Below are 14542 nucleotides of genomic sequence, written 5' to 3'. Positions count from 1 at the left end.
TTAACGGTACGGTGCTGCGACGCGCACGTATCCGTCTACGCACAAGCATAGGCGCGTGCCTCGAACAGCGTGATCGGCATGGCATCTAGAGGGAGCGAGGGCAGAGCAGAGAACGAGACGCGTTAGCCCGCCGGCGGCGCCAAATGTGTAAAAGAGACAGCGATGAGACCCGCCCCGCTCCTGCTGGCCCTGCTCGCGCTGTGGGCGCTGTACGGCCTGGCCGTGGCGCTGGGCTGGCTGCCGCTGTGGAGCTGGCAGGCGGTCGCAGCGGGCATCGCGCTGGTCGCTGCGCTGGATGCATGGCGGCTGTGGCGGCGGCCGACGCCGCAGGTGCGCCGCGAGCTGCCCGAAGCGCTGCCGCTGGGTGTACAGCGCGACGTGGTGCTGCACTTGGACAGCGCGCAGCGCCAGCGCGTGGACCTGTTCGACCTGGTGCCCAGTGGCTGGGAGCTGCAGGGCCTGCCGCAGCGCATGACCCTGCCCGCCGCGCATCAGACCCAGGTGCGCTACCAACTGCGTCCGACCGCGCGCGGCCGCTTCGTCTTCGACGGCACCCACCTGCGCCTGCATGCGCCCTGGCGCCTGTGGTGGCAGCAGCGTCTGGCCGGGTCCGCACAGACCGTGCGCGTGTATCCGAACTTCGCGCCGCTGACCCGCTTCGCCCTGTTCAGCGCCGAACAGGCCTCGCGCCTGGTCGGCGCGCACCTGAAGCGGCGCCGCGGCGAAGGCACCGACTTCCACCAGATGCGTGAGTACCGCGTCGGCGACAGCCTGCGCCAGATCGACTGGAAGGCGACCTCGCGCGCGCGCAAGCTGATCTCGCGCGAGTACCAGGACGAGAAGAACCAGCAGTTGCTGATGCTGATCGACACCGGGCGGCGCATGCTGGCCAGCGAGCGTGGCCTGTCGCACTTCGACCATGTGCTCAACGCCGCGCTGGTGGTGTCGTACCTGGCACTGCGCCAGGGCGACGCAGTCGGCATGATGGCCAGCGGCGGCGACGCGCGCTGGGTGGCGCCGCAGCGCGGCATGGCCACCGTCGACGTGCTGCTGCGCGCCAGCTACGACCTGCAGCCGCAGCCGGTGGCCACCGATTACCTGACCGCGGCCACCGAACTGTCGCTGCGCCAGCGCCGCCGCGCGCTGGTGATGCTGGTCAGCAACGTGCGCGACGAGGACATCGAAGACCTGCTGGCCGCCGTACGCCTGCTGCAGCGCCGCCACCTGGTGTGCGTGGCCAGCCTGCGCGAGCGCGAACTGGACCAGGCGCTGGCGGAGGACGCACACGAGCTGCCGCAAGCGGTGCAGGCCGGCGCGGTGGCGCGCTACCTGCAACAACGCAGCGCTGCGCATGACGCACTGCGCAGCCACGGCGTGATGGTGCTCGACGTCACCGGCGAAGAGTTGCCCGCCGCACTGATCGAGCGCTACCTGGCGGTGAAGCGCGACGGGTTGCTGTAGCACCTGGCGGCGCCGCCGCACCGCTCGGCCGCGCAAACCACGGCACTCACTGGCAGTGCTGCAACAGCTTCTCCAGTTCCGCCGCGGCGACGGCGGCAGGTGCCTTGCTCTTGATCAGGTCATAGCAGGCCATGGTCGATATGCCGCTCGCCAACCGTTGCGCAGCCACGCCGGTCGAGAACATCTTGCCCAACCCGATCGACGCCGAGCCCTTGCCATTGACGGTGCTCGTGCCATCGAAGCTGCCAAAGACGGAATAGGAGTCGCCCAGATTGCTGCGCGCGATCTTCGCATTGGCGGACTTGAGAATGGCTTCCTGCAACTCCGACGCTTTTTGCTTGCTGGCGTACTCGGACGCCACGGCGGCGGCGTTCTGCCGCAGGTCGTTCTCGCTCTGAGCGAAGCCCGCGAGAATCGCCTGATCTTCGGCAGTGGGCGCGAGCGCGTCCATGGCGCTCTTCGCGGCGATCACGTCCGCCTCTTCGACCGTGCCCGGGCTCGCCGCCGCTGCCTGCAGCGACGCCCATTTCAGCTTCGCTTGATCGTATGCGCTTTGCCGCTTGGCGGCTGCGCTGTAGCTGTCGCGCAGTTGCTTGAGCTTGCTATCGGCCTCGATCATCGCCTGCTTCGCCAGCGTCTCCTCCGACAGCGCCCTCGCATAGTCAGTCGATGCCTTCTTGGCCGCTTCGATCCGCGCATCTTCGCTGGTCCCGTCGGCGTCCGAATCGCCCTCTCTGGCGACGCCGGAGATCACCAGCAGCTCGTAGCCCTTTTTGCTGCAGTCGGCACCGGCAACGCCGTCGTTGCACTTTCTCGCCACCGCCACCGGCACATAGGCCGCATCCACCTGCTTGTAGCCCAGGTTCATCGAAATGCCTGGGTTTTCGGTGGATGCCGTGGAAACATCGACACCGAAGCTCGTCTTCGACGCGTAGACCAACGGCGCCTGCTCCAAATGTGCGCAGCCGCCCAACAGCAGAACAGAGAAACAAGCCAGAGACGTTTTCATCGTGACACCTCCTGTGATGCGATGCAGAGCTGAGACAGATCGCCACCGCCGGCCTGCAGGATCGCAAGCAGGCGGCGGACCTCGGCTTCGGTATTGGACATCAGCACGATGCGGCACGCATCCGCATCCGGGGGAACATAGATCGCGGTTTCGGCGTGCCAGCCCAGCGTCCACGCGCGCGGGGTCTGCGAAATTCCCAGCCCGCGCGAACGGATCGCCACAGGGGCCAATCCCGTCGTGGCGACGCGTGCGCCGAACAGGCCACGCACGACCACGTCCTCGCGCGCGGTGGAGACCGTCACCACCGCGCACGCACTGCAGTTGGCTGCAACGCACGCCAGCAGCACCAGCACTCTGGCGCGAATACGAGATGCAGACATGCCGGCCCCCGCAGCACTCCCCGATGTCGATCTTCGTCAGACGGGCAAGCCCGGTCAATCGTGACGGGTATCACATCGTAGACATTTCGCATGCGTCGCGCGTGGCGCGACTGCGCCGGCCGCATTCACGGCGAAGAATGAAACCGCAGACGCCGCCGCTACGTTGCCGCCGCAGGCACCGACGGCAGCTGCGCACTGGCCTGCTGCAGACGCTGCAAGGTGCGCAGCATCAGCGGCCGATGCCGCGCCAGCTTCATCCACGCCGGCAACCGCGCCAACATCGAGCGCCCGAACAGGCCGCGGCGTTCGCGCAGCGTCGCCGCCACGTAGTCCTGCAACTCCTGCAGATGGCGCGGGTTGTAGGCCCACAGCAGGCCAGCGCGGGTCGGTGCGACCAGCGCCAGCGGCATGCCGAAATGCGGATCGTGGGGCGAGCCGTCGCGCACGCGGTATGTGGTGACGGCCACCGCGCTGCTTTTCCCGCAATGCGCGCAACGCCCGGGCAAGTTCGCGGACACCGGGGTTGCACCGGTCGACGTCGCACGGACCCGCACCCACTTGTGTCCGCAATGGCCGCAGGCGCGATGGCCTTCCAATTGCACGGCTCCCACCCAGTCGTCGGCGTCGCTGTCCAGCCCAGTAGCGCACTGCCCACAACGGAATCGCGCCTGCCAGCGATACGGCTCCCACTGCGCCAGCACCCACCCCGGCGCGCCACAGCGATGGCAGCGCACCGCCACCTGGTCCGCATAGGCAGCCAAGGGTGTTCCGTCGTTGCGATGCCGACGCGGCGCTTCAGGCGACGCTGCGTCGGCGCGCGACACCGACTCACGCATACAGCACACCCGGCCGCGCGTCCTCGACGATGGCGTGCGGCAGGAACCGCGCGCTGTCGCGGGTGATCGGGCCATCGTCCTCGCGAATGCCGATGCCGCAGGCGCGGTCGCCGACGATCCAGCTGCCGACCATCGGGTAGCGGCCCTCGAACGCAGGCAGCGGATGCGCCTGCTGGCGGATGTAGGGCCCGGCATAGGGGCCGTCGCTCTCCAGCACGCGGCCATCGTCCAGGTGCAGCACGATGTTGGCGCCCTCGCGCGAATGCAGCGGCTTGCGCACCCAACCCGGCAGCAATGCGCTGCCGTCGTCGAATGCGGCCGGCAGCAGGTTTGGATGGCCGCGATGGCGCTCCCACAGCAGCGGCAGGATGCCCTTGTTGCTGAGCAGCGCCTTCCACGGCGGCTCCAGCAGGCGCAGGCCCGATCCCGGCAGCGCCTGGCCGAAACGCTCGGCGAACATGTCCTCCAGCGGATACAGCTTGAACAGCGCGCCGATCACCGTATCGTCCAGATCGGTATAGCGGCCGTCGCTGGACAGGCCGATGTCCTCGATCGCGATCAGCTCGCCGCCGACGCCGGCCTGCGCGGCGCAGTCGCGCAGATAGGCGACCGTGCCCTGGTCCTCTTCCGAATCGCGCACCGCGGCGAAGTACAGCGGCGGCGGCAGCCCGCCGGCGAGCGCGGCGAAGCGCTCCAGCAAGGCTTCGTGGATGGAGTTGAACTGGTCGGCGTCATCCGGCAGGCGGCCCTGCGCGCGCTGGTCCTCCAGCCACTGCCACTGGAAGAACGCCGACTCGAACAGCGAGGTCGGCGTGTCGTAGTTGAGTTCGTAGAGCTTGGCCGGGCCGCGGCCGTCGTAGGCCAGGTCCAGGCGCCCGTACAGATGCGGCTCGCGGCGCCGCCAGCTGTCGGCGATCCAGTCGCGGAACGCCGGCGGGATCGCCAGCCGCTGCATCAGCGCCTCGCTGGCGACGATCTCGTCGAGCAGGCCCATCGCCATCGCGTGCAGTTCGGCGCTGGGATCTTCCAGATCGCGCTCGATCTGGCGCAGGTTGAACGCGTAGTAGGCGCGTTCGTCCCAGTAGCGCTGGCCGTCGATGGTGTGGAAGCGGAAACCGTACTCCGCGGCCTGGGCGCGCCAGTCGCCGCGCTCGACGATCGCGATGCGTTTCATGCGGGGTCTCGTGCGATGAGGGAAAAGCCGGACTCAACTACCGAAGCCGCGCCCACCGGCGGATTCGCCGAAACCGCCGCGGCTGACGGTGACCGCCCGGTTCGGCGTGGCGCCGATATGGGTCATGGTCTGGTTGCCGCGCAGCATCGTGCCGCTGGCGGCCGCCGCACCGGCACCGCCGGAATAGGACGCCGGCCGCTGCCACTGGTTCTGCCGGTCCTGGTAGGCGGGCGCGGCATTGAACCCGGCAGCGCGGTTGTTGTTGAGCATCTGCGACAGGAAGAAGCCGGTCATCATCGGCCCGATGAAGGAATGGCCGTGGCTGTCGCGCTGCTCCACGCAGCGATCCTGCGCATAGTCCTGCGCGCACTGCTCGCGGCTGGCGTACTTGGGCCCCTGCTCGGCCGCCTGCTTCTGCGCCTGCGCGAAGGCCTCGCGGCAGGTCGCGATGTCGTGGGTCTGCGCCACGCAGGCGTCCACCGAGGTGTACAGGCCTTCCTGGGCCTTGGCCTCTGGCTCGCGCCCGCAGGCGGTGAACAGCAGCGGCGCAGCGCTCATCAGCAACAAGGCGGTCGTCTTCGACCTTTTCATGGCAACGTCTTCCTGAGTCCAACCACGATGATGCCCGGTTCCGCCGGCCGCGGAAACCCGCGGCCGGCGGTTGGGCATCACCGCGGACGCACGCGCGACGCGTCAGCTCTTCGGCGGCGGCGGCACGTAGCTGGACAGGCGCGCATCGAAGTACGGCTGCACCGCGGCGATATTGGACTTGACCTGGATGTCCATGCCGACGTCGCGGCTCATGCCCAGCACGTCGTTGTCCGGCCAACCGGGGCCGAAGCACCACTGCGTGCTGGGGATGTTGTTGGCCTGCAGGTGCGCGAGCATGCGCTTTGTCGCCAATTCCGCGCTGGCATTGCCGGCCGGATAGCCGTGCTCGCCGAGAAAGCCGCGCTTGCCTCGGTATCCCAGCCAGTCGATGAATGGCTTGACCATCTCGATGCCGGTGTCCGGCGCAACGTTTTCATTGCGATTGGTCCAAGCACCGCCTCCGCGGCCCTCGTCGTCCAGATAGTTGTGCGCCTCGTAGACGATGCGGTCGTACGGGTCGGGAATCGTGTCCAGATTGTTGGACGCCTCTTTCCACCGGCGGGCGCTGGCGTATTCGTTGCCGCAAACGAACACGTAATGCGATCGGTCGAAATCGAAGATGCGCGCCGCGGTGGCGGTGGCGGTGCGCAGCCAGTGGTCGGCCATCACCAGCGTGCTGCCGTCGGCATAGCGCTCCGGTCCCTGGTAGGGCTCGTTCATCAGGCCCCAGCCGAAGATCGCCGGATGCGAGCGGAAACGCTGCACGATGCGGCTCCACAGATCCGGTAGGCCGGCAGCGTTGTACAGCGTGCAGCCCGGCGTGCCGATCACGCGATATTCGTAGAGCTTGAGCAGGTTGTCGGCAGGATCGAAGTAGGCCAGGTACAGGAAATTGCCTCTGCGGTAGGTCCCGTTCCACACCGATTGGTCGGCCGGATCGGCGACCGCGCGGCCGTCCGGCCCGATCAGCTGGCCGGCGCCATCGCGCCGGTAACCGGACTTGCTCGCGACCTTGATCGGCAGGCGCATGTAGTCGTGCAACTCCAGGATCGCCACCTTGCCGCGCTGCGCGAGCCGGTTCAGCACTTTCTCGACTTGGTCGCAATACGTGGCGTTGAGCGGCATGCCCTGGCCGGTACTGAAGCGTGCGGCGGTGGTGGGCAGGCGGAACAGCGGGCAGGCGCCGGCGGCGGCGATGTGCTGGTCGCTGATGTCGCGGTAGTGCCGGTCGATGACGGCGTTGTCGACGAAGTTGTTGGACGCCAATCCGGACAGGTTGAGGCCGGCGAACGGCAACGTGCCCGCGGCGCGGGCCTGGCCGCCAAGGCCCCAGAGCGCGGCGCCGGCGGCGATGCCGACACCGGCGCGCAGCACGCTGCGGCGGCCCGGATCGGCAGGGGTGGACACAAGGGACGGGATGGGGGAGGAAACAGCGGAAGACGACGAACGCACATGCCGGAGCATGGACACCTCCTGTGGTCATGATGGGCGAGCCGGGCCTACGCCCCCTGACGCACCGGCCACCGCAGTCTGCCAAGCGCAGGCAGGCAGGTCTGCGACCCGCTCCGCACTCCCGGGCGGCGCGCGGCGGCGCCAGCCTGCGTGCTAACGTGGTCGGCCCACCGGTGGGCGTCCAGGACGGTTGCAGCAGCAACGATCCGATCGCGCCACCATCGCCAGCCTCCCCGCCCGCTCGTTCGCTGCTCCCATGCCCGACTATCGCTCCAAGACCTCCACCCACGGCCGCAACATGGCCGGCGCCCGCGCGCTGTGGCGCGCCACCGGCATGCAGGACGCCGACTTCCACAAGCCGATCATCGCCATCGCCAATTCCTTCACCCAGTTCGTGCCCGGCCACGTGCACCTGAAGGATCTCGGGCAACTGGTCGCGCGCGAGATCGAGCGCGTCGGCGGCGTGGCCAAGGAGTTCGACACCATCGCCGTGGACGACGGCATCGCCATGGGCCACGACGGCATGCTGTACTCGCTGCCGAGCCGCGAGATCATCGCCGACTCGGTGGAGTACATGGTCAACGCGCACTGCGCCGACGCGCTGGTGTGCATCTCCAACTGCGACAAGATCACCCCCGGCATGCTGATGGCCGCCCTGCGCCTCAACATCCCCACCGTGTTCGTCTCCGGCGGGCCGATGGAAGCCGGCAAGACCAAGCTCGCCGACCACAACCTGGACCTGATCGACGCGATGGTGATCGCCGCCGATCCCACCGCCTCCGACGAGAAGGTCGCCGCGTTCGAGCGCAGCGCCTGCCCCACCTGCGGCTCCTGCTCGGGCATGTTCACCGCCAACTCGATGAACTGCCTGACCGAAGCGCTGGGCCTGGCCCTGCCCGGCAACGGCACCGTGGTCGCAACCCACGCCGACCGCGAGCAACTGTTCCTCAAGGCCGGCCGCACCGCGGTGGAACTGTGCCACCGCTGGTACGGCGCCGAAGACCCGCGCGCGCTGCCGCGCGGCATCGCCACCTTCGAGGCGTTCGAGAACGCGATGACCCTGGACATCGCGATGGGCGGCTCCACCAACACCATCCTGCACCTGCTCGCCGCCGCGCAGGAAGCCGAGGTGCCGTTCACCCTGCGCGACATCGACCGCCTGTCCAAGCGCGTGCCGCAGCTGTGCAAGGTGGCGCCGAACACGCAGAAGTACCACATCGAGGACGTGCACCGCGCCGGCGGCATCGTCGCCATCCTCGGCGAACTGGCGCGCGGCGGCCTGCTGCACACCGACCAGGCCACCGTGCACAGCCGCACCCTGGCCGACGCCATCGCGCAGTGGGACATCACCGAGAGCGACGACCCCGCGGTGCAGACGTTCTACCAGGCCGGGCCGGCCGGCATCCCCACCCAGGTCGCCTTCAGCCAGGCCACGCGCTGGCCGAGCCTGGACGCCGACCGCGCCAGCGGCTGCATCCGCGACGTCGCCCACGCCTACTCGCAGGAGGGCGGCCTGGCGGTGCTATACGGCAACATCGCCGAGGACGGCTGCGTGGTGAAGACCGCCGGCGTGGACGAATCCATCCACGTGTTCGAGGGCAACGCCAAGGTGTTCGAAAGCCAGGACGCCGCGGTGAAGGGCATCCTCGCCGACGAGGTGCAGGCCGGCGACGTCGTGGTGATCCGCTACGAAGGCCCCAAGGGCGGCCCCGGCATGCAGGAGATGCTGTACCCGACCTCGTACCTGAAGTCCAAGGGCCTGGGCAAGCAATGCGCCCTGCTCACCGACGGCCGCTTCTCCGGCGGCACCTCCGGCCTGTCGATCGGCCACGCCTCGCCGGAAGCGGCGGCGGGCGGCGCCATCGGCCTAGTCCGCGACGGCGACCGCATCCGCATCGACATCCCCCAGCGCCGCATCGACCTGCTGGTCTCCGACGCGGAACTGGCCACGCGCCGCGCCGACCAGGACGCCCGTGGCTGGAAGCCAGCGGAGCCGCGCCCGCGCAAGGTCAGTACGGCGTTGAAGGCCTACGCGTTGCTGGCGACCAGTGCGGACAAGGGGGCGGTGCGGGACAAGGCGATGTTGGAGGGGTGAGGCATTTCCTCCAGCAACCTCGGCGGTTGATGCGCCGTTACGCCTTCATCGTCACGGGTGTAACTCACACGACAGTTCGAACGTCGGATAACGTAGCCAGCATTGGCGCACGGAGCCCCGGCCAAAATCAGGCAAGTCATTGATGCAGGGCGGGAATTTCCCGCTTTGCAGACGTCTGGCGTTGGTTGATACTTGGGGCATCACCGCTTTTGGGCCGTCCAAATAGTAGTTAGGCCGCAATGGAAAGAACTTCTGGGAAGTGCGATGAATGCGGGAGCCGATACATCGCAACGGCTTCAAGCATGTCATCGCTTTGTCCAGAGTGCGCTCATATCCTGTATGGCACTCCAAAGTGTCCACATGAGTTCATTTCAGGGCAATGTGCCATCTGCGGCTGGGATGGCTCCAGTTCGGCATACATTCAATCTCTACTCTGGTCGCGTCCGTCGTCGGCCTAACAACTCATTCAAGCCGACGTCGCTTCGCGGCGCGGCTTAATTCAAGCATTAGGCGCCATGGACGCAGATCGGGATTTTGAAGTAAAGAGCTATCAAGAGATCGCCAACTTGACGCTTGGCGGCTACCAGCTTATCGAGGCACTGCTAAAGACTTACTTGCGTAACTACTTCAACATCGCCAAGCATCGCTTGGGTCGCGACTTACACTTCGGCTTCACGGGCAGCGACTATGACAACGCAGCGCTTGGCACACTCCTGAAGGTCTTCGCAAAGACATGCTCAGACTCTCAGCTTGTCAAAGATCTCCAAGCCGAGATTCCTCATCGAGACTATGTTGCCCATCAGGCTTCGCTGGTCATGTTCCGGCGACAGCCGTGCAGTTCGGAGGAACTTCAGGCGCTGTCCAAACAACTATCAACCCGTAGTAGTTCAATTTCTGGCCTTCTGACTCGCTTGAACAACGTGCACAACCTTCTTTTGGCGCCCTACCGCGGAGAACCCGGGCTTGGCGCCTAACAATTCATTCAAGCCGACGCCGCTTCGCGGCGCGGCTTAATTCAGGCGTTAGGGCGCCCAGGTGAGCACACCGCGACTCGCTACAAGAGAACACGACGGCTGGTGGCTATCGGACGGCGAAGAGGCCCATGCCGAGAGCCCGGAGTCGTTCTGGATCCCGCATGCAGAAGCCCGCCGTGGGCTCGCACCCGGCGACATAGCTAAGCTCCGGTTCTACATCCTGGGCCCTGACGCGTCCGGCGAGAAGGTCGAGCACGGCGAGCGCATGTGGGTAGAGGTCTTGGAGTGCCAGGCGGGCTGGTACCGGGGCGCGCTAGATAACGACCCGCACTGCACAGACCGGCTGCAGGCTGGCATGGAGCTATGGTTCCAGCCTCGGCACGTGATAGATATCCATCAGGGGTGAAGCAGCGGGTGCGCCCTAACAATTCATTCAAGCCGACGCCGCTTCTCGGCGCGGCTTAACTCAGGTGTTAGGCTGCTTATGAAGCTTGGTATCTCTGAAGCATTCCGGCGTTACGGGGCCACACTCAAGAACGTCAACTGGTCCGTGAGCTCGTGGGTCGATGACGACACGTTGGTAGTGAGCCTCTGGAATCATCACCACATCAAAGGCTACGGGCCAAACATCTTGGCATTCGGCGACCGCTTTGATCGCTGGTCAGGTCCCGGCAATACGGAATTTCGCACCAACGTCGTTCGTGCCTTTGACACTGGCGCTGTGGTCCGCTTAGTGCTTGCTCGCGCACTGGAGCCGGATCGTGTACAGCGCGGCGAAGATGGGAGCAAGATTCCCAAGACCTTTGCCGTGCGGGACGATCTCGTGGGGAGGGTCGCTGACGTATCCGGAGAGAACTATGTCATTGAGTTCCGGCGCGCCGCGGCCTAACAATTCAATCAAGCCGACATGCCTACGGCATGCGGCTTGTCTCAAGCGTTAGGCGTGTGGCTTCTTCTTTGGCTTGGCGCTTCCGGTTGCACCAACCACCGCGCCGCCTGACACTTGGCAGGTCACCTCAACGGATGGTCAACGTGGCAAGCCCTGCATCGGACGCAGCACCAGACAATACGGTCGTCGGCACCTCGTTCCGGCGCCCCACCTTCGTTGGGCCATCCTGGCCTAACCAGTCAATCAAGCCGACGTGCCTACGGCACGCGGCTTATTTCCAGCGTTAGGTGACATGTCCAAGCTCCTCTCAATCCTGCTATCGACAGCTCTGCTCGGTGGATATTCCGGCGCTGCATGCAGTTCTTCACTCGACCTGTATGGTGCTTTCTTCAAGGCCGGCCATCCCATCAAGGGTGAGACGATCGACGAGGCTGCAACTGGGGCAGACCAAATTGCCAACTTGAATCGCTCTGTCGAGCTAATCAAGCGCCACCCGGACGTCAGGTTCGAGATTGCGGGCCATACTGATCAGTATGAGTGTTCCGGGCAAGAGTGCCGCTATCTCGCCCAACGTCGAGCGCTTCTCCTATACATGTTCCTGCTAGCCGCTGGCGTGGATCCGCTTTGTGTCATTGCTCTAACCGAGTACGGGTCCACTCGCCCGATCGCTGGCAAACGGGAGGAGAACTCGCTCAATCAGCGCGCCGAGCTAAACGTGGACATTGAGCCGTAAAGTGCTCCAGTATGGCACCTAACAGTTCATTCAAGCCGACGCCACTTCGCGGCGCGGCTTAATTCAGGCGTTAGGCGGTGGTGGAGCAAATCAGCTGGTGGGTCGGGCTTCGTCGGTTGGCTGGCATGCCGGCGGTCGGTTCCGGCAAGTCGCTGTTACCGTTGCTGGTTGCAGTAAGTTCGGTGCTTTGCCCTTACCCGTCATTCCCACGCTACGCTCGTTGCACTTGGATTCGGTGGCAGCACGCATCGGTGCGTCGCTGGGCAAGCTCCATCCCGCAGGCTGTGGCACACTTGGTCCAGGCGGCAGTGCTGGGGAGCAGGGTTGCACAATCCAACCTTTGGGGCCACTTACTGCCTAACAACTCAGTCAAGCCGAAGTTGCTTCGCAACTCGGCTTAAGCTCCAGGGAAGACGGGCCACGATGAAGCTCACCGCGATTATGCTGTTGACGGCGTTCCTCACTGTGGGAATGGCATATGCAGGGCCGCCCGCCGCAAGGCCAATACGCTTTTCAGTGCTAAAGGAAGACACCAATTCGGTGTCGCAGATCATCGGGCTCTGCGATGGCACACGCGAGGACGACGAGTTCGGTTGCCGGCTCGCGAGGATCAATTTGGTCAAGGGAGACGAGCTCCAGCGCAAGGTGCTTGGTGGCGGCCCAGAGCAATGTGTACTTGGCGTCTCATCAGACGGCCAGGAGGTCAAGTTTCGTAAGACCGCTGACAACACTTGGATTGCAGTATCGCCCCCGTCCGTGCTATGCGGCATCGTCAGCAGCTACACGCTGGCAAGTGCTGGTGCCCACGCAGCATGGAAACTAACGATCACAAGCAAGAAGACCGATTCATCCATGCCGATGTGCAAGTCGTTAGGTGAAACCAGCGAAGAATTCTATATCGGCTTCCCATCGCTCGCGTGCCAGAATGTCAAATTCGGCCCCAACCCCGGCTTCTGATCCTATTTCTCTAGGGATAGTCTGATCCGAAGGGCAATGGATGAAGAGCAATGGATCCAGGTTCCGACGTCCCCCCGGTTTCATACGATGGCTACACGTCGACCGTCCTGCGGTTTTGCCCTTGGTGCGGCAAGGACCTTCCGTCTTCGCTACCGTCCGAGTGGTACAAAGAACTCGCTGAGCGTGGCTACTCAGACCCAGGAGGCGATGACCTCATTCCCGAACAGTTCAACTCAGATAGGTGGTGGCGTGGCCGCGCCCTAACAATTCATCCAAGCCGACCGTCCACTGGCTACGCCAGCGGCGGGCGGCTTAATTCAAGCGTTAGGCGGCTGGCATTGGCTTGGTGTTGGAGCCGCGTTTGCATCCACCACATCGCCGGCTGACACTTGGCTGTGTCACCTCATCGAATGGTCAACGTGGCAGGCCCTGTATCGGACGCAGCACCAGACAACACGGTCGTCGACGTATTAGTTCGGCGCGCCATCTTCGTTGGGCCATCCCGGCCTAACCAGTCAATTAAGCCGACGTGCCTACGGCACGCGGCTTATTTCCAGTGTTAGGCCGTTGGCATGAACTCACTGCAGACCAAAAGATCGATCCTGTTCGGTGCACTTATCGCTCCTCTCGGGGCACCAGTGGCATTCTTGCTGTACTCGCTGGCGTCCGCTCTAGTGCGGGAAGGGCTGCCAGGGCTCAAGGATTGGCCCATTGCCGTTGTAATCTATTTTTCTTTCGGTCTACCCATCGCATATGGAGCGATGGCCGCTCTCGGCTTACCCTACGTCACGTGGCTTCGGTGCGCTGGCTATTTGAGCTGGCTCAGTGTATGCGCTGGTGCTTTCATAGCCGGAACATTTTCGCTGCCGGGCAGTCTCATGCTTCTAGGCGTTGGCTCACAGCCCTATCTTGCCAATTTCGCAGCTGGCGGCTTTATCGGTCTCGTTTGTGGCGTATTGTTTTGCGTTGTTACGGGGCCTAAAAATTTATTCAAGCCGGCGCCGCTTCACGAAGCCGCCAACTCAGGTGTTAGGCGGTAGTGTTGTGCGTGCGGCGCGACTTACGCCATCGGTGACAGCGATAGCGCTTCAGCGGTCGGCCTCGGTTCGCAATCCTCACGTCTACCGCCATCGGATCGCCCGCTACTTGGTCATCCAGCTTCGTTGCTCTGCTGCGCTCATTGCCTATGGTTTCGGTCACATCCAGCGGCCAGCATCTCGGGCGAGCCCCAATACCGCTATTTGTGGCATGCTCGGCTATTGGCGCAAGTGCTGGGGAGCACGCTTCTTGCTCACCACCTCCTGGCACGACCGTCTAACTATTCATTCAAGCCGACCCCGCTCCGCGGTGCGTCTTAACTTAGGCGTAAGGTTGCACCCCCAATGTCCAGCATTGTGAACGGCTACATCCACTGCTTCCGCTCGGAGACTGACGTCGAGGCCCATAACAGAAGGGTGCTTGAAGGTCTTGGCGATACAGGATCTTTGCTAGTCAGGCCCATGTTCTCGTTGTTACCAAACCATCGCGGACATAGTTACTACGGCCATCTCATCCACTTCGCCGCCTACTACAAAGAATTTTGGGATCTAGAGGAGGAATGGATAGTGGCCTACGAGAGCCTTTTGGAGTCACTAGTATGGGATTCATCGGAAGTAATGCATCAATGGACTGGCGCGCGCACTGTGTGGCGATCCCAGGGCAGCCGGCAGATCGAGAGTATCAGCGGCATGAAAGTGGTCACCAGAAAGACATTTCCGTACGATCTTGCCGCGGGCGCAACCTAACCAATCATTCAAGCCGACGCCTTCGGCGCGAATTAACTCAGGCGCCAAGGCCCAAACAGCGTTTCTTTGAAAATATGATGATCAATGCCCGACCTAAACGCTATTCGTTCAATTTCCATCTCGCTCACTGAAGATGCCGCTTGGTGCCGAGTTTGCCGCGATCGGTCGGGTTCGGCCCGGTGTTCGCCCCCCCCCCGGGGCGGGGGG

Annotated in this window: 13 protein-coding genes; 7 read left to right on the top strand and 6 right to left on the bottom strand. The window is 64.4% G+C overall.

The annotated features are described in order from the left end of the window. Positions 1-162: 162 nt before the first annotated feature. A complete protein-coding gene (locus CEK66_RS17265; protein ID WP_152237724.1) occupies positions 163-1461 on the top strand; it encodes a DUF58 domain-containing protein in 1299 nt (432 codons plus the stop codon). A 46-nt stretch (positions 1462-1507) separates the two neighbouring features. Here the strand turns inward: CEK66_RS17265 and CEK66_RS17260 are convergent, their stop codons facing one another. The 6 genes from CEK66_RS17260 to CEK66_RS17235 form a co-directional block, all read right to left on the bottom strand. Continuing rightward, positions 1508-2470, bottom strand: a complete 963-nt coding sequence (locus tag CEK66_RS17260; protein WP_226977985.1) for a hypothetical protein — start codon at positions 2468-2470, stop codon at positions 1508-1510. After that, on the bottom strand, positions 2467-2850 hold the full coding sequence (locus CEK66_RS17255) for a hypothetical protein (protein ID WP_226978656.1): 384 nt from the start codon (positions 2848-2850) through the stop codon (positions 2467-2469). Before CEK66_RS17255 ends, CEK66_RS17260 begins: the two co-directional genes overlap by 4 nt. 158 nt (positions 2851-3008) lie before the next feature. Beyond that, positions 3009-3317: a hypothetical protein gene (locus CEK66_RS20830; protein WP_343193437.1), complete on the bottom strand. Its 309-nt coding sequence runs from the start codon at positions 3315-3317 to the stop codon at positions 3009-3011. 361 nt (positions 3318-3678) lie between these two features. Next, positions 3679-4860, bottom strand: a complete 1182-nt coding sequence (locus CEK66_RS17245; RefSeq protein WP_152237722.1) for a glutathionylspermidine synthase family protein — start codon at positions 4858-4860, stop codon at positions 3679-3681. A 33-nt stretch (positions 4861-4893) separates the two neighbouring features. Next, the gene (locus tag CEK66_RS17240) at positions 4894-5451 is read right to left on the bottom strand and encodes a DUF1190 domain-containing protein (RefSeq protein WP_026143325.1); all 558 of its coding nucleotides are present in this window, start codon (positions 5449-5451) and stop codon (positions 4894-4896) included. A 102-nt stretch (positions 5452-5553) separates the two neighbouring features. Beyond that, positions 5554-6804, bottom strand: coding sequence for a cellulase family glycosylhydrolase (locus tag CEK66_RS17235; RefSeq protein WP_226978657.1), 1251 nt, complete (start codon positions 6802-6804; stop codon positions 5554-5556). Positions 6805-7159: 355 nt separating this feature from the next. On the opposite strand from CEK66_RS17235, the gene ilvD reads away from it, so the two are divergent. The 6 genes from ilvD (at position 7160) to CEK66_RS17195 (ending at position 14335) form a co-directional block, all read left to right on the top strand. After that, complete coding sequence (gene ilvD / locus CEK66_RS17230; RefSeq protein WP_152237721.1) at positions 7160-8998, top strand: dihydroxy-acid dehydratase; 1839 nt, start codon at positions 7160-7162, stop codon at positions 8996-8998. 515 nt (positions 8999-9513) lie between these two features. Next, positions 9514-9972: a hypothetical protein gene (locus tag CEK66_RS17220; protein ID WP_152237719.1), complete on the top strand. Its 459-nt coding sequence runs from the start codon at positions 9514-9516 to the stop codon at positions 9970-9972. A gap of 484 nt (positions 9973-10456) precedes the next feature. Beyond that, a complete protein-coding gene (locus CEK66_RS17210; protein WP_152237717.1) occupies positions 10457-10861 on the top strand; it encodes a hypothetical protein in 405 nt (134 codons plus the stop codon). Positions 10862-11153: 292 nt separating this feature from the next. Continuing rightward, positions 11154-11594, top strand: coding sequence for an OmpA family protein (locus CEK66_RS17205; protein WP_152237716.1), 441 nt, complete (start codon positions 11154-11156; stop codon positions 11592-11594). Between the two features lie 423 nt (positions 11595-12017). Next, entirely contained in the window at positions 12018-12551 is a 534-nt protein-coding gene (locus tag CEK66_RS20420; RefSeq protein WP_193312699.1) for a hypothetical protein, read from the top strand. A 1382-nt stretch (positions 12552-13933) separates the two neighbouring features. Then, positions 13934-14335, top strand: coding sequence for a hypothetical protein (locus CEK66_RS17195; protein WP_152237715.1), 402 nt, complete (start codon positions 13934-13936; stop codon positions 14333-14335). Positions 14336-14542 lie beyond the last annotated feature (207 nt).

It is taken from the genome of Xanthomonas sp. LMG 12460 (assembly GCF_009192895.1).
Classification (GTDB): Bacteria; Pseudomonadota; Gammaproteobacteria; order Xanthomonadales; family Xanthomonadaceae; genus Xanthomonas_A; species Xanthomonas_A sontii.
This window is presented reverse-complemented; position numbering and strand designations above follow the sequence as displayed.

Coding starts and splice junctions, on each gene's coding strand:
- CEK66_RS17265 (WP_152237724.1), top strand. CDS start 163: ATGAGACCCGCCCCGCTCCTGCTGGCCCTGCTCGCGCTGTGGGCGCTG.
- CEK66_RS17260 (WP_226977985.1), bottom strand. CDS start 2,470: ATGAAAACGTCTCTGGCTTGTTTCTCTGTTCTGCTGTTGGGCGGCTGC.
- CEK66_RS17255 (WP_226978656.1), bottom strand. CDS start 2,850: ATGTCTGCATCTCGTATTCGCGCCAGAGTGCTGGTGCTGCTGGCGTGC.
- CEK66_RS17245 (WP_152237722.1), bottom strand. CDS start 4,860: ATGAAACGCATCGCGATCGTCGAGCGCGGCGACTGGCGCGCCCAGGCC.
- CEK66_RS17240 (WP_026143325.1), bottom strand. CDS start 5,451: ATGAAAAGGTCGAAGACGACCGCCTTGTTGCTGATGAGCGCTGCGCCG.
- ilvD (WP_152237721.1), top strand. CDS start 7,160: ATGCCCGACTATCGCTCCAAGACCTCCACCCACGGCCGCAACATGGCC.
- CEK66_RS17220 (WP_152237719.1), top strand. CDS start 9,514: ATGGACGCAGATCGGGATTTTGAAGTAAAGAGCTATCAAGAGATCGCC.
- CEK66_RS17210 (WP_152237717.1), top strand. CDS start 10,457: ATGAAGCTTGGTATCTCTGAAGCATTCCGGCGTTACGGGGCCACACTC.
- CEK66_RS17205 (WP_152237716.1), top strand. CDS start 11,154: ATGTCCAAGCTCCTCTCAATCCTGCTATCGACAGCTCTGCTCGGTGGA.
- CEK66_RS20420 (WP_193312699.1), top strand. CDS start 12,018: ATGAAGCTCACCGCGATTATGCTGTTGACGGCGTTCCTCACTGTGGGA.
- CEK66_RS17195 (WP_152237715.1), top strand. CDS start 13,934: ATGTCCAGCATTGTGAACGGCTACATCCACTGCTTCCGCTCGGAGACT.